The organism is Nannocystis exedens, from assembly GCF_002343915.1.
Taxonomy (GTDB): Bacteria; Myxococcota_A; Polyangia; order Nannocystales; family Nannocystaceae; genus Nannocystis; species Nannocystis exedens.
In genome coordinates, this window is the sequence record NZ_NETK01000001.1 from 9,632,668 (window position 1) to 9,654,518 (window position 21,851).

The following is a 21,851-nucleotide window of genomic DNA, read 5'->3' on the forward strand; positions in this document are numbered from 1 at the left end:
CGGAAGGGCCTGCGAGGGAGCTCGGGCCGGCGGCGCGAGCGTGCCCCGTACGCGCGAAGGGGGCCTCGCGCTTCCGCGGGGCCCCCCTGGGGTTATCACGAGCCGCCGCGGCGGTCGATTACTTGGCCGGCGCGGGCGCGGGCGCCGGTGCGGCGCCGGCGGCCGCGAGGGCGTTGTTGGCGGCGCAGAAGGTGGTGTCCTTCTCGAGGCACTTGAGGTCGGTGTCGTAGTGGACGATCGTGGCGTCGGGCAGCGCGTCCTTGATCTGCTGCTCGGTCTTGTCGGCGCGACCGACGACGATCACCACCGGCACGTCGTTCATGAACTTGCGCGCCATCGTCTTCATGTCGTCGATCTGAGCCTTGCGGACCTCGTCGCGGTAGGTCTTGAAGTAGTCGTTCGGCAGGCCGTAGGTGAGGATCGTGCGCACGCGGCCGGCGACCTGGTCGGCGGTCTCGATGCTCAGGGGGAAGCTGCCGATCGCCTCGCGCGTGACGTCCTCGAACTCCTTGGTCGTGACGTCCTCGTCGCGCATCTTCTTGATGTGGCCGAAGATCGCCTTCAGCATCTCGCCGGTGGTGGCGGTCTTGGTCTTGGTCCAGATCCGCCAGGTGCCCGGGGCGACGCCCGGCTCCATCTTGGTGTAGATGCCGTAGGTGAGGCCCTTCTCCTCGCGGACGTCGAGGAACAGGCGCCCGGTCGAGCCGCCGCCGAGGATGTCGGAGGCGAGGTCGAGCTTGATCCAGTCGGGGTTCTTGCGCGCGAGCGCGAGGTTGCCGACGCGGATGTCGGACTGGGCCGAACCTGGCCGATTGACCAGGTGGACGATCAGCTTGGGCGGGTGCTTGTACGACTTGAAGCCGTTGAGCGGGTTGGCCGGGGCCTGGCCCTCGATCGGCTTCCACTTGGCGAACACCTCGTTGCCGAGCTTCTCCGCCTCGGGGACGGTGATGTCGCCGGAGAGGATCAGGTAGCTGTTGTTCGAGCGGTAGAAGGTGTCGTGGAACTTCTTGACCGCGTCGACGGTGACGGCGTCGATCTGCGCCTCGGTCGGCAGCGGACGCCCGTACGGGTGGCCGGCCGGGTAGGCGACCATGTCGAACAGTTGGTCGGCGAGCACGTCGGAGTTCGACTTCATCGCCTTGAGGCCGGTCTTGGCCTTCTCCTTCAGCTTGTCGAGCGCGGCCGGCGGGAACGCCGGGTTCATGACCTCGTCGGCCATCAGCGTCAGCGCCAGCTTGATGTCGCGCTTGAGCACCTGCGTGTAGACGCTGGTGTCGTGCACGCCGGCGCCGGCGCCGAGGCTGCCGCCGACGAACTCGATCTCCTCGTCGATCTTGGCCTTGGTGCGGGTCTTGGTGCCCTCGCCGAGCATGTTGGCCGTCATCTCGGCCAGCTGCTCGTCGTCCATGGTGCCGGCCTTGATCACGAGCTGGGCCGAGACCAGCGGGACCTCATGGTTCTCGACGACGTAGATCTCGAGGCCGTTTTTAATCTGGATCTTCTGCAGGTCGGGGAACTGGACCTCGCGCGGCTCGGTCGGCGGCGGCGGGTCCTGGTAGACCCGCGCGGGCTTGTCGGCGACCGGCGGCGCCTCGACCGGCTTGGTGTCGGTGGGCGGCGTGGTCTCGGCCTTCTGCTTGCCGCAGCCGGGGGCGGCGAGAGCGGCGACGACGAGGGCAGTGGCGAAGGAATTCGTGGTGCGCGTAAACATGGTCGTTGGCTCCTGTCCTTGAGGTCAGCGCTGTCAGCCGGGGCCCATCATCGGCGCGCCGGTCGAACCGGGGTTGATCTCGAGGGTCAGCCAGTTGGCGCCCAGGTACTCGTTGGCGACCCGCTTGATGTCGGCGGGCTTGACCTGCTGGTACTTCTCCAGGTCGGTGAGGACGAACTTGGGGTCGTTGTGGAACAGCGCGCCCGTGGCGATCGAGTTGGCGCGGCCGGCGTTGGTGGCGAGCGTCTGGACCGTGTCCATCACCTGCCGGTTGATCGCCTTCTGCAGCTCCTTGGCGGTGATGCCGCTCTTCTGGATCTTGGCGACCTCGTCGCGGACGACCTGCTTGATCGAGTCGAACTTGGTGTCCTTGTTCGGCATGGCCTGGACGAACACGAGGCCGACGTCGCGCAGGGCGAGGTGGGTGCCGCCGGCGAACGCGACCAGCTTCTTCTCGTCCTGCAGGATCTTCGGGATCCGCGCCGACTCGCCGACGAGCAGGATGTTGCCGAGCAGGTCGAGGGCGTGGCGGTCGGGGTGGTTGGCGCCGACGGTGTGCCAGCCGAGCAGGTACAGCGACTGCTGCGCCAGCGGGTCCTCGACGACGGTCTCCATCGGCTTGCTGCGGTCGACCTGACCGGCCGGCGTGGGCGCGCGGTCCGGGCCCTTCTTGATGTCGCCGAAGTACTTCTCGACCTTGGCCTTGAGGTCGTTGACCTCGACGTCGCCGACGAACACCAGCACGGCGTTGTTGGGCGCGTAGTACTTGTCGAAGAACGCCTGCACGTCGGCGGTCTTGGCGGCGTTGAGGTCCTCGAGGCTGCCGATGACCTCGTGGCCGTAGCCGGTGCCGGCCCACGCCGCCGACAGCCACTTCTGCACGGCGGCCGCGTACGGCACGTTGTCCATGCGCATGGCCTTCTCTTCCTTCACGGCCGAGCGCTGGTTCTCGAAGTTGGCGTCGGTGATCTCGAGCGAGCGCAGACGATCCGCCTCCAGCCACAACCCGAGCTCGAGGTACTGGCTCGGCAGGTTGTTGTAGTAGATCGTCATGTCGTAGTTGGTGCCGGCGTTGTTGTTGCCGCCGACGCGCTGCACGAACGTCAGGTGGCCCATCGGCGGCACGTTCTTGCTGCCCTCGAACATCATGTGCTCGAACAGGTGGGCGAAGCCGGTGCGGCCCTGGACCTCGTCGCGCGAGCCGACGTCGTACACGAGGGTCATGTTGAAGGCCGGGGTCGAGTGGTCCTCGACGACGTAGACGCGCAGGCCGTTGGCGAGCGAGAACTCCTGGACGGGCAGGTCGAAATTGAGACCGCCCTTGGCCGGCTTCTTGGCCGCGGCCTTGGCGGGCGCAGGATCCGCGGCCGGTGCGGCGTCCGCGGCGAGCGGCGAGATCGTCAGGCCGCCGCAGAGGGTGAACAGGGCGAGGGTGCGTCCGGCGCGGCCGGCGAGGGCTCGGCGCGATCGTCCGTGAGACTTCAGCGTGGGCGACATGGGAATTGGTCGTCTCCTGCGAGGCCCGCAACCTAGCACAGGGGTAAGGTGGCTGTGGGACAAAGCGGGACCCTCGCACGCGCCCGAGACTCCGGGTCCCACCCGCGTTGTGCCCCGCTGCCGAGCAAGAGAACTCACGCGATTCGCGGGGCGTCGGCGACGCGAGACCGCGGGCCTCGGACCCCCAATTCACGCCACCGTGCGCCGGGCCCTCGGACCAGGTCGTCAGGGGCAGGCGCAGCCGGCGCCCCGGCGTGTGACCCGCCCTACGTCGCTCAGGGGGCGCAAAGTCGGGTTCGGCGCCGGTGGGACGGTTGACAGCGCCTTTGGGCTAATCCTATAAAGCGCGCGCCCTGGGACCGCTCCTGCGAGCCTCAGAGCACGGCCAATTCTCTCGACCTGGTCCTTCGGGACCCGCTCATCCGGCCCCGCGGGGCTGAACAAATGCTGGGGCGTCGGCAAGTGGTAAGCCAGCGGGTTTTGGTTCCGCCATTCGTAGGTTCGAATCCTACCGCCCCAATCCTCTCCGCTGACCATCGACCGAGGAACGGCGCTTGAACAAGACCTTCACGATCTTCGGCGGCAACTCGAACACGGCCCTCACCGCGGAGCTGTGCGACCATCTCGGCATCTCGCAGGGCAGGGCTCGCGCCGAGCGCTTCTCGGACGGCGAGATCTTCGTCGAGATCGGCGAGAACGTGCGCGGGGTCAACTGCTTCATCATGCAGTCGACCTGCTCGCCGCCGAATCGCAACTTGATGGAGCTCCTCATCATGATCGACGCGCTCAAGCGGGCGAGCGCCGGGTCGATCGTGGCGCTGATGCCGTACTTCGGCTACGCCCGCCAGGACCGCAAGGTCAAGCCGCGCACGCCGATCTCGGCCAAGCTGGTGGCCGACCTGCTGACGGCGGCGGGGGCCGACCGCGTGCTCGCGGTCGACCTGCACGCCGGCCAGATCCAGGGCTTCTTCAACATCCCGTTCGACCACCTGGTGGCGACGCCGGTGTTCCGCGACCTGCTCAAGCTCGAGGGTCTGCGCGGGCAGGAGGTCGTGGTGGTCTCGCCGGACGCCGGCGGCGTCGAGCGGGCTCGGCTGTACTCGAAGCTGCTCGACTGCCCGCTGGCGATCATCGACAAGCGGCGCGACGGGCCCAACGTCAGCCAGGTGATGCACCTCATCGGCGACGTGGCGGGGAAGCGGGCGATCCTCGTCGACGACATCATCGACACCGCCGGCACGCTGTGCAACGCAGCCGAGGCGGTGCTCAAGGCCGGCGCGACCGAGGTCTACGCGGTCGCCACCCACGGGGTGTTCTCGGGCCCGGCGATGGAGCGGATCAACAAGTCGGTCATCAAGCGGATCTGGGTGACCAATAGCTGCCCGCAGGAGGACCGGCTGGCCCGCTGCGACCGCCTGACGGTCGTCAGCCTGGGGCCGCTCCTGGCCGAGGCGGTCAAGCGCATCCACCACGGAGACTCGATCTCGAGCCTGTTCTACTGAGCCCGACGAACGAGCACGACCTCTGCCCAACCGGCGGCGAGCCCGATGGTGTGGCTCCCACCCGGAGGCGAGACAGGGGTCCCGAGCAGGGACCCGACGAGAGAAGCGAGACAATCACCATGAATCAGCAACGCGAAATCACGGTCCAGGTCCGCACGGGCACCGGCAAGGGCGCCGCCCACAAGCTCCGCGCGTCCGGCAAGGTCCCCGGCGTGATCTACGGCCACGGCGGCGAGCACCTGTCGATCGCCATCGACCCGCTGGCCCTGCGCAAGGCCGTCGACCCGGCCCGCAAGCGCAACACCTGGTTTGCCGTGCGCGTCCAGGAGGAGGGCAAGGCCGACCGCGTCGAGTCGTGCATCATCGTCGACCGCCAGCTCGACCTGGTCCGCGACGACGTCCTGCACGTCGACTTCCTGCGCGTCGACCCGAACCGCGAGCTCGAGGTCAAGCTGCCGCTCGAGTTCTCGGGCCGCGCGGCCGGCGTGGCCGTCGGCGGCACGCTGAAGACGATCGCCCGGCAGATCCGCGTGGCGGTCAAGCCGGCCGACATCCCGACCAGCTTCGTCATCGACGTGACGCCGCTCGAGGGCGGGCAGACGCTGCGCGTGCGCGACGTGAAGTTCCCGGCGGGCCGCCTGCTCGACAACCCGAACATCCCGCTCGTCCTCGTCGAGGCCGCCAAGGCCAAGAAGGAAGAGGGCGCCGAGGCGGCCGGCGGCAAGAAGCCGGCGGCCGGCAAGAAGGCCGAGCCCGCCAAGGCCGCGGCCGCACCGGCCAAGGACGCCAAGAAGAAGTGAGCCTCCACCGCCGATGTTGAGGGCGCGCGCAGATGGCCGACCAGGCGCCATGGCTCCTCGTGGGCCTCGGGAACCCCGGGGCCCGGTACGCGCGCACGCGCCACAACATCGGCTTCATGGCGGTCGACGCCTGGTGCGACAAGGCCACGAGCTCGCCGAGCTGGTCCGAGAAGTGGAAGGCGCAGGTCGCCACCCTCGGCACCGGCTCTTCGCGCGTCGTGGCCCTGAAGCCGCAGACCTTCATGAACCGGTCCGGCCAGAGCGTCGTCCCGGCCGCTCAGTTCCTGCGCGTGCCGCCGGCGCAGATCCTCGTCGTCCACGACGAGGTCGACTTCCAGCTCGGTCGCCTCGCAGTGAAGAAGGGCGGGGGTCACGGGGGGCACAATGGCCTGCGTGACATCCTCCAGTTGCTCGGCAGCGGCGACTTCCTGCGGATCCGCCTCGGCATCGGCAGGCCCGTGCATGGCGAGGTCGCCGATCACGTGCTGTCCGACTTCCGGCCCGACGAGGGGCCGGTCGTCGACGACCTGCTCGAACGCGCCGTGGCGGCGATCACCTGCGTGACCCGCGACGGCGTGGTCACGGCGATGAACAAGTTCAACACCACCTGACCCTGGCGCCCGCCGCCAGCTCTCCCATCCCAAACTCAGGCCGCAGCCTGAACCAGTTTCCCGGCCCCTTCGGGCCAGTTTCCCGGCCCGCCGGGCCTGAGGAAGGACTCCCCCCGTGGACATGCCGATCCAAAACTTGCTGTATGCCGTGCCGGCCTGCGGCGCTCTAGCCTTGCTGTACGCGATCTTCACGACGGCCTGGATCTCGCGTCAGGACGAGGGCAACGTGCGTATGAAGGGCATCGCGGAGCAGATCTTCCGCGGCGCGATGGCCTTCCTGGCCGCCGAGTACAAGGTCCTGGCGATCTTCGTGGTCGTCATCGCCGGCCTTTTGATTTTGACGGCCGACCCGGCGACCTCGTCGCCGCTGATCGGCCTGTCGTTCGTGTCGGGCGCGCTGTGTTCGGCGCTGGCCGGCTTCTTCGGCATGCGCGTGGCGACCCGCGCCAACGTCCGCACCGCCGCGGCGGCGCGCACGGGCCTGTCGCCGGCGCTGTCGGTGGCGTTCCGCGGCGGCGCGGTCATGGGCATGTGCGTGGTCGGCCTCGGCCTGGTCGGCTTCGGCGCGCTGTTCCTGTTCTACCTCGGCCACTTCGACGCGCTCGCCGACGTCGACGGCAAGGCGGTCGAGCTGACCCGCGTCGTCAACCTGCTGGCGGGCTTCTCGATGGGCGCCTCGTCGATCGCGCTGTTCGCCCGCGTGGGCGGCGGCATCTACACCAAGGCGGCCGACGTCGGCGCCGACCTGGTGGGCAAGGTCGAGGCGGGCATCCCGGAGGACCACTTCCTCAACCCGGCGACCATCGCCGACAACGTCGGTGACAACGTCGGCGACGTCGCGGGCATGGGCGCCGACCTGTTCGAGTCGTACATCGGCGCGATCCTCGGCACCATGGTGCTCGGCGCGGTCGCGGTGTCGGGCAGGCTCGAGGCCGCGATCCTGCCGCTGCTCATCGCCGGCGCGGGCATCGTCGTCTCGATCCTCGGCACCTTCTTCGTGCGCACGAAGGAGGGCGGCAACCCGCAGGTGGCGCTCGACACCGGTTCGTTCGGCGCGGCCTTCGTGATGCTGCCGATCTCGTACCTGATCATCGATTACTGCGTGAAGTCGGCCGCGGCCAACGGCACGCCGATGGTCCTCGAGCACGGCGCCGCGCCGATCACGACCATGGCCCTGATGTGGGCGATCGTCGCGGGCCTCGTCGCCGGCGTCGCCATCGGCCTCATCACCGGTTACTACTGCTCGAAGGGCAAGCGCCCGGTGAACAGCATCGTCGCCCAGTCGAAGACCGGCCCGGCGACCAACATCATCGCCGGCATCGGCGTCGGCTTCGAGTCGACCGCGATCCCGATCATCCTCATCGCCGGCGCGATCTACCTCGCCAACGACTTCGCCGGCCTCTACGGCGTCGCCCTCGCGGCGCTCGGCATGCTCTCGACCACCGGCATCCAGCTCGCGGTCGACGCCTACGGCCCGATCTCCGACAACGCCGGCGGCATCGCCGAGATGAGCGGCCTCCCGCCGGAGGTGCGCGGGCGCACGGACAACCTCGACGCGGTCGGCAACACCACCGCGGCGATCGGCAAGGGCTTCGCCATCGCCTCGGCCGCGCTGGCCGCCCTGTCGCTGTTCGCGGCCTACCGCAACGTCGCGTTCCGGCCGGGCGAGGAGCTGATGCTCACCAACCCCGAGGTCCTCATCGGCCTGCTGGTCGGCGGCATGCTGCCGTTCCTGTTCTCGGCGATGGCGATGAAGGCGGTCGGCAGCGCCGCCATGGACATGATCACCGAGGTCCGGCGGCAGTTCCGCGAGATCCCGGTGCTGCGCGCCGCGCTGAGCCTGGTCACCAAGGCCGAGCACGAGGGCCGCGACCTGACCGCCGACGAGGAGCGTCAGGTGCTCGAGGCCGGCGGCAAGACCGAGGTCGAGCGCTGCGTCGCCATCAGCACCCAGGCGTCGATCCGCCGCATGATCACCCCGGGCCTGCTGGCGCTCATCTCGCCGGTGGTCATCGGTCTGTGGTCGCGCTTCGCGCTGGGCGGCCTGCTCGCCGGCACCCTGGTGTCGGGCGTGATGCTGGCGATCTTCATGTCGAACGCCGGCGGCGCCTGGGACAACGCCAAGAAGCAGGTCGAGGACCAGAAGAAGGACATGTCGATGGAGGGCAACAACGGCAAGGGCTCCGACCGCCACAAGGCGGCCGTGATCGGCGACACCGTGGGCGACCCCTTCAAGGACACCGCGGGTCCGAGCCTCAACATCTTGATTAAGCTCATGACCATCGTCGCGGTCGTGATCGCCCCGACCCTGCTCAAGCTGGCCTCGGGCGGCTGATTTAGGCCCCGCGGCCCCCTTGCGGGGGGGCGCGTTCGGGGGTACACCTCGCGGCCCGTCCGGATGTTCCGGGCGGGCCGTTTGCTTTGTCCTCGCGGGCCCTCCGGGCTCGAAGGGACCGGCGAACGAAAGGCCCTCCGGGGCCTTCTCCTTGCTCCCGCGGTGGGGGCCAGCAAGTCCACAAGGAGACTTACATGTCCGAAAGCACAGTCGGCCAGGTCGTCTCGGTCCAGTCGCGCAAGGGTACGAAGCGCGAGTACGAGACCGTCATCATCCTTCGGCCCAACGTCAACAAGAACGGGATCCTCGAGCTCGTCCACAAGATGCAGGGCGTGTTCGAGAAGTACGGCGCGCGCCTGCTGAAGATCGAGAACTGGGGCAGCCGCACGCTGGCCTTCCCGATCAAGCGCTCGCCGACCGGCATCTACCTCTACTGGCGCTTCCTCGGCGGCTCCGACATCGTCCACGAGTTCGAGCGCAACCTGCAGATCTCGGAGTCCGTGCTCCGCTACTACACCGTGCGGGTCGAGGACGACGTCGACCCCGACGCGCGGCCCTCGGAGATCACCGAGGACCTGCTGCAGGCGGTGGCCGAGCCGCCGCCCGAGCCGGAGCCGCAGCCGGAGCCGGTGCGCGAGGAAGAGGACCGCTTCGTCTCGGACGACGACGGCGACGACGAGGAGAGGAGGCGCTAAGCCATGAGCGACGAGAAGACTTCATCCCGCCCGAGCAAGGCCAGCCGTGCTTCGCTGCTCGCCAGCGACAAGACCCTGGTCATCGACTACAAGAACCCGCAGCTGCTCCGCGCCTTCCTCACGGATCGCGGCAAGATCGTCCCGGCCCGGATCTCCGGCGTGACGGCCAAGCAGCAGCGCCAGATCACCAAGGCGGTCAAGCGCGCGCGCATGCTCGCGCTGCTGCCGTACACGGTGGCCTGATCCCCGAGGACAGAAAGGTTTTTCGCTCATGTTGGAACTCATCCTCCGCAGCGACGTCCCCGGCCTCGGCCGCGCCGGCGAGGTGGTCAAGGTGCGCCCGGGTTACGGCCGCAACTACCTCATCCCGCGCGGGCTGGCGCTCGCCGCCACCCGCGGCAACATGGCGCAGCTCGAGCACCAGAAGCGCCTGATCGCCGCCGAGCAGGCGCGCGTGCTCGCCGAGCACAAGGCGATGGCGCAGAAGCTCAAGGGCGTGTCGGTCTCGATCGCCCGCAAGAAGGGCGCCGAGGGCAAGCTGTTCGGCTCCGTGTCCACCAAGGACATCGCCGAGGCGCTGGCCAACCAGAACATCACCATCGACCGCAAGCTGATCAAGCTCGACGAGCCGTTCAAGAACATCGGCACCTACGAGGTCCCGGTGCGCTTCAGCGGCGACATCACCGAGACGATCCGCGTCAACGTGGTCGGCGTGTGAGCGTCGCGCCGGCCCGCCACGGGTCGGTCGCGTGATGCGAAGGCGAGGGGTCCGCACGGCGGGCCCCTCGTCGCTTTCTCGCCGCCGAACCGGCGCTGCTTCCGTGAAGCGAAGGCGAGGGACGCCGGCCCTCGCTGTCTTCTTTGCTCGCGGCGTCGCTACTCGCCCTGGAGGCGCTGGGCGCTGCAGTCGCCCATGAGGCACTGGGCCGAGTAGACGCCCTTCTGGCCGCAGCCGGACACGTGATACTTGCCGTAGACCTCGTCGCCGCGGACCTTCAGCTTGTCGGCGTCGCACTTGAAGTCGGCGGCGGCCTGGGTGCGCGTGGCTTTTTCCAGCTTGCCGGCGCAGGCGGGCAGCGCGAGGGCGGCGATGGCGACGAGGACGAGGCGCATGCGCCCACCTTGCCACGACGGGCCGCGGCGTGAAAGTGTGGCGCGGATGGAACGCCGCTACCTCGCCGACTACGACGCGCTCGGCCTGCCGCCGGACGAGGCGCTGCGCCGGGTGATCGCCCGCGCCGACGCCGACCCGCGATTCTCCGACGACCTCGAGCGGCTGATGTTCGAGCTCGCGCCGATGCCGGCCGACCAGCTCGACTGTCACGCGCCGAAGTTCTTCGTGGTGGCGATGGACGGCGGAGGCAGCGCGTACGGGCGCTACGTCGACGCCGCGCTGCTGCGCACGATCGGCATGCCGTGGGTGCTGTGGGACCACGAGGAGGACGCGCTCGTCTACCTCGCCGACGACACCGCCGCGTTCCTGTCGGGCCTCCTCGATCTCCGCTGCCACGACAAGCCGGACGATCCGAGCGCTCGCCGCGTGCGCGCGGTGCTGACGGAGCTCGGGCTGCAGCTCGCGGCGCCGGGTTCGATGATGCCGGGCTTCCTCGCCGGCAAGCCCGCCGCGTGGTTGCCCGCGGGCCCGCTGTCGCACTAGTACGGGTTCGTCGCGCCGCGCGCGTGGTCTCGACAGGAGGCGCGCGGCTCGGGCATCCTCCGGGGCTGGCGATGGCTGGACGCACCCTCCCGCACAACAGCGAGGCCGAAGCGGCGATCCTCGGCGGCATCATCCTGCGCGGCGATCAGGCGCTGCTCGACGTCCTCGACATCGTGCGCGAGGAGGACTTCTACGTCCCGGCGCACCAGGCCGTGTTCCGGGCGATGCGGACGCTGTCGGAGAAGCGCGAGCCGATCGACACGGTCACGCTCGAGGCGCAGCTGCGGGCCAGCGACGAGCTCAAGCTGGTCGGCGGCATCGAGGCGCTGACGCGGCTCGCCGACCGCTACGCGACCAGCCGCAACATCACCCACCACGCGGAGATGGTCCGGCGCACGGCGACGATCCGCAACCTCGTCATCGTCACCAAGGAGATCGCCGAGGAGGGGATGGGCGACCTCGAGAGCCCGGACGAGTTCATCGACCAGGCGGAGAAGCGGATCCTCGAGGTCAACGAGCGCGGGCGCAAGACCGGCTACGTGTCGTCGCGTGACCTGCTGATCCAGGTGTTCAACCAGATCTCCGAGCGCGCCAAGCGGAAGAACCCGATCACCGGCGTGCCGACCGGCTTCACGCAGCTCGACCACATGACCGGCGGGCTGCAGCCGGGCGACCTCGTGATCATCGCGGCGCGCCCGTCGATGGGCAAGACGGCGTTCGTGCTCAACCTGGCGCAGAGCGCCTGCATCATGCCGCAGCGCTTCGACGGCCTGCCCGACAGCGAGAAGCCGGTGATGCACCCGGTGCTGTTCTTCTCGCTCGAGATGGGCGCGAGCCAGCTGGTCGAGCGCGTGCTGTGTGCCGAGGCCCGCGTCGACGCGGGCAAGCTGCGCACCGGCAACTATCTCGAGGAAGAGTGGATCCGCATGACCAGCGCGGCGTCGCGGATCGCCCAGAGCAAGTTCTACATCGACGACCAGGCGGCGCCGTCGATCCTCGAGATGCGCGCGCGCGCGCGCCGCTTCAAGGACGACAAGAACATTTTCCCTGGCATCGAGGGCCAATTCGGGATGATCATCGTCGACTACCTGCAGCTCGCGCGCGGCGGCAAGGCCCGCTACGACTCGCGCGAGCAGGAGATCAGCGAGATCTCGCGCGGCCTCAAGGCGATGGCCAAAGAGCTGCGGATGCCCGTTCTGGCGCTGTCCCAGCTCAACCGCGCGGTCGACACCCGCGCCGATCACCGGCCCCAGCTGTCGGACCTGCGCGAGTCCGGCGCCATCGAGCAGGATGCGGACGTCATCATGTTCATCTACCGCGCCGAGCGCTACGCCGCGACCGAGGAAGAGAAGAAGAAGGTCGAGAACCAGGCCGAGATCATCATCGGCAAGCAGCGCAACGGGCCGATCGGCGAGGTCCCGTTGATGTTCATCAAGCACATGACGCGCTTCGAAAACCCGGCCGAGCCGGGCTTTCATCGCGACTGAGGATCCGGCGCGGCCGACACCCGGGGCCCTGCGGGCCTGAAGGGGCGCCTGGGGGCTCGCGGGGGTCCGTGAGGCTCGTCGCCGGGGTGCGCGGGCCGGACCCCGCGCCGTCGCCGAAAGCTCGCCGCGGCGGCCGCAGGATCGCCTGGAACGCCAGCAGGGGCCATTTGGTCGCAACGTAGCGGTGCCGGCGCGGTCCGTGCTAGGTTCTACGGGCGATGTCGTCGGTTCCGACCCAGATCGGCCCCTACAAGGTCAAAGGCCTCGTCGGCAAGGGGGCCATGGGGGAGGTCTATGAGGGCGTCGACGCCGGTCTCGGCCGGCGGGTGGCAATCAAGATCCTCGGCAAGAAGCACCGCGAGTCCGAGGAGTTCAAGACGCGGTTCCTCCGCGAGGGCAAGGCCCTGGCGCAGATGAATCACCCCAACGTGGTGGCGGTGTACTTCATCGGCGAGCACGAGGACCGGCCGTTCCTGGCGATGGAGTTCCTCGACGGCGAGGACATCGGCGCGATGCTGAAGAAGCGGGGCGCGCTGCACCCGGGCGACGCGGCGGAGGTCATCCGCCAGGCGGCGATCGGGCTCGCCGAGACCCAGCGCGTGGGCGTCGTACACCGCGACGTGAAGCCGTCGAACCTGGTGGTGACGTCGACCGGCATCGTCAAGGTGACCGACTTCGGCCTGGCCAAGGCGTTGCAAGAGGACCTGTCGATCACCGCCACCGGCGTGTTCGTCGGCACCCCCGACTACCTCGCGCCCGAGCAGGCGATGGGCAAGGAGGTCGACGCCCGCGCCGACGTGTACGCGCTCGGTTGCTCGCTGTTTCACATGTGCAGCGGTCACCCGCCGTTCCGCAAGGGCGGCCAGGACGACCACTACACCGCGGTGGTGCGCCGCCACCTCCGCTCGGAGCGGCCCGAGCTCAAGTACGAGATCAAGGGCTTCGACGAGGCGCTGTCCGACCTGTGCCGGCGGATGATGAGCCGCCGGCCCGACGTGCGCCCGTCGTTCGAGGAGCTCAAGGTCGGCCTCACCGAGATTTCGAAGCGCCTCGGCGGGCAGGTGCCGCCGCGCCACGCCGACGTCGAGCTGCGCTCGCCCGAGGAGATCAGCGAGAAGATCCGGCAGGAGCAGAAGAAGGCGCCGCCCGGCGCCGCGGCCGGCTCGCCGCCGAGCGGGGCGACGCGGACGACGATGATCGCGGTCGGCGTCGGCGTGACGATCGGCATCGCGCTCGGCGTTGTGCTGGCGGTGATGAGCCTGTAGAGCTTGGCCTCGCATGCTCCACTCGGAAGACCCGCACTACCACCGCGCCGCCGAACACCTGCGTGAACGCCTCGAAGGCACCACGATCGACTGGGTCGTGGTGTCCGGCTCCGGCTTCGTCGGCATGGCCGGCGACGGGCCCGACGGGCTCGGCATGACGGTGGAGGGCTCGCTCCCGCTGCGCGGCCTCGGCCTGCCGGTGCCGACCGTCGCCGGCCACGGCACCGCGCTGGTGTTCGGCACCGTCGGCAGGCAGCGCGTGTGCGTGCAGACCGGCCGGATCCACCCCTACGAGGGCCACCCGATCAACGTCGTCACCGCGCCGCTGTGGGCGATGCTGGCCAACGGCGCCCGCGGCGTGTGCCTGACCTGCGCCGTCGGCGGGCTCGACCCGGCGCTGCGCACCGGCCAGGTGGTGCTGCTCAAGGACCAGATGAATTTGTTCGGCCCGACCCCGCTGGTCGGGCCCCGCTTCATCGACATGAGCCAGCTCTACAGCCCGCACCTGCGCGCGCGCCTGCAGGCGATCGACCCCGGGCTCGGCGCCAGCAGCCTGGCCGAGGTGGTCTACGCCCACGCCCGCGGCCCGCAGTACGAGACCCCGGCCGAGACGGCCGCCCTGCGCGCGCTCGGCGGCCAGGTCGTCGGCATGTCGACCACCTACGAGGCGATCCTCGCCGCCGCCCACGGCGCGGCGGTCTGCGGCGTCGGCGTGGTCACCAACGCCGCCAGCCAGGTCGGCCTCAGCCACGACGAGGTCCAGGAGCGCACCCGCGCGGCCAAGCCCCAGGTGGCCCGCCTGCTGCGCGGCCTGCTGGCCCAACCGCCTGGCGCGTGAGACATGTTCTAAAGAGCATGCTCGAAGGGGCATGCTCGCGCGGGCATGCTCTTCAAGACATGCCGCAAGGGCCATGCGCGATGACGGCCGCGCGCCGGCGCGGCGGGGCGGCTGACGGCCGCCGCGCGGCGTGGTATGACCGGGCGTCGTGAGCCTGAAGCCCGAGCGGATCGCCGCCGCAGCGCGGGCGCGCCAGGTGGCCCTGCTGGGGCTCCTGACGGCGCGGGCCGACGCGATCGGCGAGGCGCTGGCGCGCACCCACGGGATGGTCGCGTGGGACCGGCACAAGGCGATCGGCAAGGTCCAGCGCGGGCTGTGGGCGCTCCGGGAGCGGCGCTTCCACGGCCTCGGCGGGCCGCCCGCGCGGGTGTGCGAGCGCAAGGACCAGCCGCTCGAGAGCCTGCTGATCGTCAGCGCGCTGCTGCGCCAGGGCCGACGCGTCCACCTCGAGGTCGAGGCGGGCGCGAGCGCGGTGGTGCCGGAGCTGCTGGCCGAGCTGCGCGACGAGCTGTCGCGCGAGCAGGCCGGGGAGGCGCTGACGATCGGCGCGGCCGGCGAGGCGGCCCCGGACGAGGCGCGCGACTGGGAGCGGGTCGGGGTGACGCCGGCGCGGCCGCGGGTGGCGGCGGTGCACGCCGATGCGGACCGCGAGCTGGCCGCGTACGCGCTGGCGCTGTCGGGGCTGCGACGCGGCGGGGCCGACCCGCGGCGGATCGTGCAGGCGTTCGTGGCGGGACCGCTGGAGCGGCTCGAGCGGCACCTGCACCGACTGTGGGTCGGCGCGGCGTTCGGGCCGCCGGACGACCCGGAGATGTTCGCCGGGCCGGTCGAGCCCGCGCTGGCCGAGGTGTACCGCGTCGCCCTGGCCGCGTGGTCGGCTGTCCCCGGGGCCAGGGTGCTCTGTCCCGGAGGACAGCTCGAGCGCCCGGGCGATCCGCGCACGTACCTCGCGCCGGCGCTGCTGCGCGCGCCGCCGATCGAGCCGCCGCCGGCCCACGCGGGGGCGATAGGGCCGCTGGTGGTGCTGCACCCGTGCGAGCCGGCCACGCTCGACGCGGCGCTGGCGGCCTGCCGCGCCCGCGGGGACGTGATCCAGCCGCTCGGGCCGGAGGCGTGGCGCCAGCAGGTCGGCACCCCGCCGATGGCGCCGCTGCAGCCGCTCGCGCTGGGCCGCCTGCCGCCCGGGCTGCCCGAGCCGCGGCCGACGTGAGCGGCGCTCGTTCACGAGCGAGTCGCGGGGCGTGAGCGCGGCCGATGCGGGCGCGCCGCCGGTCCGGGGCGGGGCCTCTGCGGCCGCGCGCGGGCAGGCGGCTGACCGAGCGAGTCGCGGGGCGTGAGCGCGGGCCGATGCGGGCGCGCCGCCGGGCCGTGGCGGGGCCGCTGCGGCCGCGCGCGGGCAGGCGGCTGACAGCGCAGCCCGGTCGTGCTAGGCGACCGGCCCGTGCGAGCCCTCCTCGACGCCGTGCGCGCCGCGTGCAGCCCCCGCGACTGGTCGCGCGGGGTCGAGCTCGCGCGCGCCGGGGCCGTCGCGGGCGTGCGGCGCGACCGCGACGAGGTCGTGCTGCGGGTCGCGGTCAAGGGCGCGGGCAAGAGCCCGACGGTCGCGCTCTACCCCGACGACGCCGAGTGGAGCTGCGACTGCGACGAGGCCGGCGAGTGCTGCTTCCACGTCGCGGCGGCGGCGATCGCCCTCCAGCGCGCGGTCGAGGCCGGCGAGGCGATGCCGCGGGGCAGCGAGCGCGCGGGTCGGGTCGGCTACCGGTTCCGCCGGGCCGAGGGCGGGCTCGAGCTGGTGCGCGTGCGCGTGTCCGAAGGGACAGGTCCCGAAAGCAAGGAGTCGCCGCTCGGCCACAGCCTGGTGGCGATCACGAGCGGCAAGGTCGAGGGGCCGGGGATCGTGGCGACCGCGGCCGACCTCGAGGTCGAGGGGGCGCTCGGGATCTACAAGCGCGGCCCGCTCGCGCCGGTGATCACGCGCAAGCTGCTGCCGGCGCTGGCCGGCTGCGAGGACATCACGCTCGACGGCAAGAAGATCACCGCCGGGGCCGAGCCGGCCGGCTACCACGGGCGGGTGGCGGCGTTCGAGGGCGGCAAGGGGTTTCGCCTGTACATCGTCCGCGACCCGGCGATCACCGAGGTGTTCGCGGCCAGCGGGGTGGTGCTGTGCGGCGACGTGCTGCGCTGCTTCGACAACGGCGGGATCGGGCCCAAGGAGGCGGCCGAGCTGCGCGCGGGGCTGCAGTTCCCGCCCGAGCGCGCGGGCGAGCTGGTGGCCGAGGCCATCCCGGCCCTGCGCGCGCGGGTCAAGGGCTTCAAGGAGAAGACCGACCGCCTGCCGGTGCTGTCCGACGCGCGCCCGCGGGTGGTGTTCGAGGTCGGCCGCGCCGGCACGGGCATGTCTGTCCTTCCGGTCCTGGTCTATGGGACACCCGAGGCGGCGCGGGTCGAGGCCGGGCGGCTGGTGATCCACGGGCGCGAGGTGCCGCGCCGCGACGCGCTCGCCGAGGCCTCGCTGGTGCGCCGGCTCGGCGAGCTCGGGCTGCAGTTCGGGCGCACCACCAGCGCGGTCGGGCCGCTGGCGGTCGGCCTGGCCGAGGCGCTGCGCGGGTTCGAGGGCGGGGAGGTCGTCGGCGAGGCGCACCGCGAGTTCGTGCGCAAGGGGCCGCTGGCGGCCCGCATGGTCGCCGGCGAGGGTGGTCGATTGGGCATTGCCTTCGAGACAGGTTCTTCGGGACATGTCTCGCACGCGGACGCGCGCCGGGTGCTCGAGGCGTGGCAGGCGGGCGCGACCGAGGTGGTGCTCGACGACGGCGGGGTGGCGCCGCTGCCGGTCGACTGGCTGTCGCGGTTCGGCTCGGAGGTGGCGCTGCTGCTGGCGGCGCGCGAGCAGGGCGGCGAGCCGGCGGCGTGGGCCCGGCCGGCGCTGGCCGAGCTGTGCCGCGCGCTCGACTACCCGCCGCCGCCCGAGCTGGCCGGGCTGGCGGCGCTGATCGAGGGCTTCGAGGCGATCCCCGAGTCGCGCCTGCCGGCCGACCTGCAGGTCGACCTGCGGCCGTACCAGCGGCGCGGCGTCGACTGGCTGGCGTTCTTGCGCGAGGCCGGGCTCGGGGCGCTCTTGGCCGACGACATGGGCCTCGGCAAGACGCTGCAGGCGCTGTGCGCGGTCCGGGGCCGGACGCTGGTGGTCGCGCCGACCAGCGTGCTGCACAACTGGGCGGCCGAGGCGGAGAAGTTCCGACCTGGCCTTCGGGTCAGCGTGTACCACGGGCCCAAGCGGCGCCTCGATCCGCAGGCCGACCTGACGCTCACCAGCTACGCGCTGCTGCGGCTCGACGCCGAGGCGCTGGCCGGCGAGCGCTGGGACGCGGTGATCCTCGACGAGGCGCAGGCGATCAAGAACCCCGAGAGCCAGGTCGCGCGGGCGGCCTTCGGGCTGCAGGCCGGCTGGCGCCTGGCGATGACGGGCACGCCGGTGGAGAACCGCCTCGACGAGCTGTGGAGCCAGATCCACTTCATCAACCCGGGGCTGCTCGGCGGGCGCGCGGACTTCCAGGAGCGCTTCGGCCGGCCGATCGGCGACGGCGACCAGGCGGCGGCGCGCGCGTTGCGGCGCCGGATCGCCCCGTTCGTGCTGCGCCGGCGCAAGCAGGAGGTGGCGCGCGAGCTGCCGCCGCGCACCGAGGTGGTGCTGCGCTGCACCCTCGACGCGCGCGAGCGGGCCGTCTACGACGCGGTCCGGGCGGCCACCCACGAGGAGGTGGTGGCGCAGCTGCAGGCCGGCGGCGGGGTGCTGGCGGCCCTCGAGGCGCTGCTGCGCCTGCGTCAGGCGGCGTGCCACGCGGCGCTGGTGCCGGGCCAGTCGGCGGCGCGCTCGTCGAAGCTCGAGCTGCTGCTCGAGACGCTGACCGAGGCGATCGCCGAGGGCCACAAGGCGCTGGTGTTCTCGCAGTGGACCAGCCTGCTCGATCTGTGCGAGCCGGGGCTGCAGGCGGCGGGCCTGCTGTTCTGCCGCCTCGACGGCTCGACGCGCGACCGCGCCGGGGTGGTGGCGCGCTTCCAGGACCCGGCGGGGCCGCCGGTGATGCTGATCTCGCTCAAGGCCGGCGGCACGGGCCTCAACCTGACGGCGGCCGACCACGTGTTCCTGCTCGACCCGTGGTGGAACCCCGCCGTCGAGGACCAGGCGGCCGACCGCGCCCACCGCATCGGCCAGGAGCGCCCGGTGATCGTGCATCGCCTGGTCGCCGAAGACACGGTCGAGGAGCGGATCCTGGCCCTGCAGGCGCGCAAGCGGGCGATCGCCGAGGCGGCCCTCGAGGACGCCGCGGGGGCGGCGGCGATCACCCGCAGCGACCTGCTGGCGCTGCTCGAGTGAGCTCGGGGGCATGTCGATCGGGGCATGTTCGATGGCGCATGTCTCTCACGGCATGTCCCTAGGAACATGTCTTCCCGGCTAGCCACGCGGCGGGGCGGATGAGCCCCGCTCCGCGGTCACGGGCGGTTGTAGGCGACGACGACCATGCCGATCTGGTGGCCGGAGCCGATGATGTCGGGGCTGCCGTCGCCCTCGAGGTCGGCGATGTGCAGCGCGTCGCCCTCGTTCAGCCTGTCGAGCGAGACGCGTTTGTGCTGGGCGAAGCCGCCCTGGCCGTCGCCGCGGCGGATCGACCCCAGGGTGTCGTCGCCGGCGGTGACGAGGTCGAGCGTGCCGTCGCTGTCGAGGTCCCCGAGGGCGATCAGACGAGCGCCGCAGTGGACCGGGTAGCGCGCGGTGACCGGAAAGTCGCCGCCGGACTGGAGGAAGACGACGAGCTCGCTGGTCTCGAACTGGTTGTTGGTGGCGACGCCGGCGAGGTCGCCGAGGCCGTCGCCGTCGAAGTCGGCGACCACGAACTCGTGGAACTCCAGCTCGGGCGGCGGGGCGAGGAGCAGCTGGGTCTGGACGTTGCCCTGATGGTGGACGATCCGCCCGCCGCCGGCGTCGACGAACACGAAGTCGTCGGCGCGGCCGTCGGCGTCGAGCGCCCCGAGCACGTAGTTCGGCACGGCTTGCTCGAGGACCGGCCCCGCGGACACGGTGAAGCCGCCGTCGCCGTCGCCGAGCAGGACGGCGAGGCCGTCGAGGTCCTCGGTGTTGGCGAGGGTGACGATGTCGAGGTGGCCGTCGTCGTTCCAGTCGACCGCGTCGAGGGTCATGACGTTCTCGGCGAGGTGGACGACCTGGTCGACGGCGAGGCCGCCCTCACCGTCGAGGAAGAGGGCGTGGACGCTGACGCCGTCGGGGCCGATCGAGCTGGCGAGGACGTCGACGACGCCGTCCTCGTCGAGGTCGCCGGTGGCGCGGACGAGCGGCTGGTCGCCGAGGACCTGCCCCCACGGCTTGGAGTTCGCGGTCAGCGGCGCGAACAGCTCGGCGCGGAGGGTGTGGTCCTCGAGGGTGGTGAGCACGTCGGCGCCGTGGAGGTCGTCGAGCGGGAGGACGACGCTCGAGGTGACCGGCTGCGAGCCGAAGCCGAGGGTGCCGGAGAAGCACAGCTCGCCGACGGCGAACTGCCCGTCGTCGCAGGTGGCCGCGGCGGGGATGGTGTCGAGGATCTTGCAGGTGCCGAGCTCGCCGCCCCCGGGGTCGGTCGCGGTGCCGGGGTCGGTGGTGGGCATGGTGTCCGTGCCGGTGTCGGTGGCGGGCCCTTCGGTGCCGTTGCCCGGACCCCCGGTGCTGTCGCCCGGCCCCTCGGTGGTGTCGCCCGAGCCTCCGCTGCCGCCGGAGGCGTGCTCGCAGTCGCCGATGCAATGCTTGATGTCGAGGTCGCAGGCGGAGAGGAGAGAGAGGAGGATAGGGAGGGTCGAGATCGGGTGGATACGCATGGTGGCCTTTCAGCGAGTGAGTGCCTCGAGGCCCGAGGTTCCGTTCGCCGATTTTCGCGCGACCGCGAGGAGCGTGGTGCGGCCCGGACGCGCGGCGTCCGGCGGGAGGCGCGATGCCCTCGCACCGGGCGCGCTTCGTCCGCTCTTTGCGAGCACAGCGCGCAGGCCGTGAGGCACGCGTGATGGAACATGTCCGATGGGACATGTTTTAGCGCGGCCGCGCCGGGTCAGGCGCGATGGCAGGTCCGGAGGGACATGTGCTCTCATAGTGGCGAAGATGTCCCGTGAGACATGAGATCGAAAGGGCATGTCGGAAAGGACATGCACCGGCGGTCGCGCGGGTCGCGAGGACCAGGGCGCCGCGCTCACGAGCGGCACAGGGCGGTCACGCGGGCGGCGAGGGGGGAGGCGGGCCAGCGGGCGACGAACGCGGCGGCCTCGCGGCGGGCCCGGTCCTGCTCGCCGAGGCGGCAGCGGGCCTCGATGGCGGCGGCGGCGGCCTCCTGGGCGAACACGCCGGCAGGGAAACGCTGCCGGTGTCGGGCGACCAGCTCGAGGGTGGCGCGGTCGTCGGCGGCGAGCAGGGCGGCGCGGATCGACTCGACGAGCGCGAGCTCGGCGGCCAGCGAGGGCTCGTCGTCGCGAGCGGCCGGACGGCGCGCGGGCGCGGCGGGGAGCGGCTCGGCGAGGGTGGGGGCCGGGGCGGCGATCGACGCCTCGGCCCGCTCGCGGGAGGCTGGCGGCGGCGCGGGGGCGGGGTCGTGGAGGCTCGCCACGACCGGCGGCGCGGGCTCGGGCGGCGCGGGTCGACCGAACGCCAGGACGGCGGCGAGGCCGACGCCGGCGAGCGAGAGGCCGACGACCGGGCTGCCGCCGGCGAGCGCGGCCGGGGTGGCGACCGGTCCGATCGACCCTGTCTTTGCGAGCATGTCCGCGACGACAGCTCCGTCGCGCGCGGCGGCCAGGCGCCACGGCGGCGGCCACGGCGGGCCGACCACGACCAGCGCCGCGAGCACGTGGGCGCCCTGGCGCGGGCGGGCCCGGCGGTCGCGGGCGTCGAGGCGGCGGACCATGCGATCGAGCTCGCGGCGAGCGGCGCGCAGGCGCGAGTAGACGGTGTTGAGGTTGACGCCCAGCTCGGCGGCGATCTCGGGCGCCTGCCACTGCTCGAGCTCGGTCATGACGAAGACGACGGCCTGGTCGCGGTCGAGGCCGTCGAGGAAGCCCTGGAGGATCGCCGCGGCCTCGGCCTGCTCGACCGGGGCCTCGACGGCCGGGGCGACGACCTCGGCCTCGCTCAGCGCGCAGCGGCGCGGCTCCTCGCGCGCGGCGCTGCGCCGGTAACGGCTGGCGACGCGCCGCGCGATCTCGAACAACCAGGTGCGCAGGGCGGCGCGGCCGGCGAACTCGGGCAGACGGCGGTAGACGACCAGGAAGGTGTCCTGGACGGCATCGTCGACCCGCGCCGGGTCGACGCCGAGGTGCCGGACGGTGCGCCAGACGAAGCCGTAATTCGCGCGGTAGACGGCGGCGAAGTCGGGGGGAGCTTCCTGGGGGAGCTGCACGATCGGGTCTGTCTCCGCGG

At 71.6% G+C, this 21,851-nt stretch carries 18 protein-coding genes and 1 tRNA gene; 14 read left to right on the top strand and 5 right to left on the bottom strand.

Annotated elements, in window-relative coordinates:
* Positions 1-118: 118 nt before the first annotated feature.
* Entirely contained in the window at positions 119-1,714 is a 1,596-nt protein-coding gene (locus tag NAEX_RS37575) for a M16 family metallopeptidase (RefSeq protein WP_096332284.1), read from the bottom strand.
* A 33-nt stretch (positions 1,715-1,747) separates the two neighbouring features.
* Positions 1,748-3,211: a M16 family metallopeptidase gene (locus tag NAEX_RS37580; protein ID WP_096332285.1), complete on the bottom strand. Its 1,464-nt coding sequence runs from the start codon at positions 3,209-3,211 to the stop codon at positions 1,748-1,750.
* Positions 3,212-3,659: 448 nt separating this feature from the next.
* Here NAEX_RS37580 and NAEX_RS37585 point away from each other — a divergent pair.
* The 8 genes from NAEX_RS37585 (at position 3,660) to rplI (ending at position 9,872) form a co-directional block, all read left to right on the top strand.
* Positions 3,660-3,731 (top strand) — tRNA-Gln (locus tag NAEX_RS37585).
* A 34-nt stretch (positions 3,732-3,765) separates the two neighbouring features.
* A complete protein-coding gene (locus tag NAEX_RS37590; RefSeq protein WP_096332286.1) occupies positions 3,766-4,713 on the top strand; it encodes a ribose-phosphate diphosphokinase in 948 nt (315 codons plus the stop codon).
* A 119-nt stretch (positions 4,714-4,832) separates the two neighbouring features.
* The gene (locus NAEX_RS37595) at positions 4,833-5,513 is read left to right on the top strand and encodes a 50S ribosomal protein L25 (RefSeq protein WP_096332287.1); all 681 of its coding nucleotides are present in this window, start codon (positions 4,833-4,835) and stop codon (positions 5,511-5,513) included.
* A 32-nt stretch (positions 5,514-5,545) separates the two neighbouring features.
* A complete protein-coding gene (gene pth / locus NAEX_RS37600) occupies positions 5,546-6,124 on the top strand; it encodes an aminoacyl-tRNA hydrolase (protein WP_096332288.1) in 579 nt (192 codons plus the stop codon).
* Between the two features lie 121 nt (positions 6,125-6,245).
* Positions 6,246-8,459: a sodium-translocating pyrophosphatase gene (locus tag NAEX_RS37605; RefSeq protein ID WP_096333859.1), complete on the top strand. Its 2,214-nt coding sequence runs from the start codon at positions 6,246-6,248 to the stop codon at positions 8,457-8,459.
* Between the two features lie 194 nt (positions 8,460-8,653).
* Positions 8,654-9,154 (top strand): 30S ribosomal protein S6, encoded by a 501-nt coding sequence (gene rpsF, locus NAEX_RS37610; RefSeq protein ID WP_096332289.1) that lies wholly within the window; start codon positions 8,654-8,656, stop codon positions 9,152-9,154.
* 3 nt (positions 9,155-9,157) lie between these two features.
* Complete coding sequence (gene rpsR / locus NAEX_RS37615; RefSeq protein ID WP_096332290.1) at positions 9,158-9,397, top strand: 30S ribosomal protein S18; 240 nt, start codon at positions 9,158-9,160, stop codon at positions 9,395-9,397.
* Positions 9,398-9,425: 28 nt separating this feature from the next.
* Complete coding sequence (gene rplI, locus NAEX_RS37620) at positions 9,426-9,872, top strand: 50S ribosomal protein L9 (protein ID WP_224193273.1); 447 nt, start codon at positions 9,426-9,428, stop codon at positions 9,870-9,872.
* 158 nt (positions 9,873-10,030) lie between these two features.
* Here rplI and NAEX_RS37625 read toward each other — a convergent pair whose 3' ends face one another.
* On the bottom strand, positions 10,031-10,267 hold the full coding sequence (locus NAEX_RS37625; protein ID WP_096332291.1) for a hypothetical protein: 237 nt from the start codon (positions 10,265-10,267) through the stop codon (positions 10,031-10,033).
* Between the two features lie 46 nt (positions 10,268-10,313).
* On the opposite strand from NAEX_RS37625, the gene NAEX_RS37630 reads away from it, so the two are divergent.
* The 6 genes from NAEX_RS37630 to NAEX_RS37655 all read left to right on the top strand — a co-directional run bounded on the left by NAEX_RS37630 (position 10,314) and on the right by NAEX_RS37655 (position 18,776).
* The gene (locus NAEX_RS37630; protein ID WP_096332292.1) at positions 10,314-10,811 is read left to right on the top strand and encodes a hypothetical protein; all 498 of its coding nucleotides are present in this window, start codon (positions 10,314-10,316) and stop codon (positions 10,809-10,811) included.
* Entirely contained in the window at positions 10,781-12,298 is a 1,518-nt protein-coding gene (gene dnaB, locus NAEX_RS37635) for a replicative DNA helicase (RefSeq protein ID WP_211302541.1), read from the top strand. The genes NAEX_RS37630 and dnaB overlap by 31 nt, the downstream gene beginning before the upstream one ends.
* Before the next feature lie 218 nt (positions 12,299-12,516).
* Positions 12,517-13,563, top strand: coding sequence for a serine/threonine-protein kinase (locus tag NAEX_RS37640; RefSeq protein WP_096332294.1), 1,047 nt, complete (start codon positions 12,517-12,519; stop codon positions 13,561-13,563).
* A 13-nt stretch (positions 13,564-13,576) separates the two neighbouring features.
* The gene (locus tag NAEX_RS37645) at positions 13,577-14,401 is read left to right on the top strand and encodes a purine-nucleoside phosphorylase (protein WP_096332295.1); all 825 of its coding nucleotides are present in this window, start codon (positions 13,577-13,579) and stop codon (positions 14,399-14,401) included.
* Positions 14,402-14,549: 148 nt separating this feature from the next.
* Complete coding sequence (locus NAEX_RS37650) at positions 14,550-15,611, top strand: aldehyde dehydrogenase family protein (RefSeq protein ID WP_096332296.1); 1,062 nt, start codon at positions 14,550-14,552, stop codon at positions 15,609-15,611.
* Between the two features lie 231 nt (positions 15,612-15,842).
* Positions 15,843-18,776, top strand: coding sequence for a DEAD/DEAH box helicase (locus NAEX_RS37655; RefSeq protein ID WP_096332297.1), 2,934 nt, complete (start codon positions 15,843-15,845; stop codon positions 18,774-18,776).
* A gap of 116 nt (positions 18,777-18,892) precedes the next feature.
* Here the strand turns inward: NAEX_RS37655 and NAEX_RS37660 are convergent, their stop codons facing one another.
* Positions 18,893-20,266, bottom strand: a complete 1,374-nt coding sequence (locus NAEX_RS37660) for an FG-GAP repeat domain-containing protein (protein ID WP_096332298.1) — start codon at positions 20,264-20,266, stop codon at positions 18,893-18,895.
* A 365-nt stretch (positions 20,267-20,631) separates the two neighbouring features.
* On the bottom strand, positions 20,632-21,831 hold the full coding sequence (locus NAEX_RS53365; protein WP_245913889.1) for an RNA polymerase sigma factor: 1,200 nt from the start codon (positions 21,829-21,831) through the stop codon (positions 20,632-20,634).
* Positions 21,832-21,851: the final 20 nt, after the last annotated feature.

Excerpts from the sequence above, each read along its gene's own strand:
- NAEX_RS37575 (WP_096332284.1), bottom strand. The coding sequence starts at position 1,714 with ATGTTTACGCGCACCACGAATTCCTTCGCCACTGCCCTCGTCGTCGCC.
- NAEX_RS37580 (WP_096332285.1), bottom strand. The coding sequence starts at position 3,211 with ATGTCGCCCACGCTGAAGTCTCACGGACGATCGCGCCGAGCCCTCGCC.
- NAEX_RS37595 (WP_096332287.1), top strand. The coding sequence starts at position 4,833 with ATGAATCAGCAACGCGAAATCACGGTCCAGGTCCGCACGGGCACCGGC.
- pth (WP_096332288.1), top strand. The coding sequence starts at position 5,546 with ATGGCCGACCAGGCGCCATGGCTCCTCGTGGGCCTCGGGAACCCCGGG.
- NAEX_RS37605 (WP_096333859.1), top strand. The coding sequence starts at position 6,246 with ATGCCGATCCAAAACTTGCTGTATGCCGTGCCGGCCTGCGGCGCTCTA.
- rpsF (WP_096332289.1), top strand. The coding sequence starts at position 8,654 with ATGTCCGAAAGCACAGTCGGCCAGGTCGTCTCGGTCCAGTCGCGCAAG.
- rpsR (WP_096332290.1), top strand. The coding sequence starts at position 9,158 with ATGAGCGACGAGAAGACTTCATCCCGCCCGAGCAAGGCCAGCCGTGCT.
- rplI (WP_224193273.1), top strand. The coding sequence starts at position 9,426 with ATGTTGGAACTCATCCTCCGCAGCGACGTCCCCGGCCTCGGCCGCGCC.
- NAEX_RS37625 (WP_096332291.1), bottom strand. The coding sequence starts at position 10,267 with ATGCGCCTCGTCCTCGTCGCCATCGCCGCCCTCGCGCTGCCCGCCTGC.
- NAEX_RS37630 (WP_096332292.1), top strand. The coding sequence starts at position 10,314 with ATGGAACGCCGCTACCTCGCCGACTACGACGCGCTCGGCCTGCCGCCG.
- NAEX_RS37640 (WP_096332294.1), top strand. The coding sequence starts at position 12,517 with ATGTCGTCGGTTCCGACCCAGATCGGCCCCTACAAGGTCAAAGGCCTC.
- NAEX_RS37645 (WP_096332295.1), top strand. The coding sequence starts at position 13,577 with ATGCTCCACTCGGAAGACCCGCACTACCACCGCGCCGCCGAACACCTG.
- NAEX_RS37660 (WP_096332298.1), bottom strand. The coding sequence starts at position 20,266 with ATGCGTATCCACCCGATCTCGACCCTCCCTATCCTCCTCTCTCTCCTC.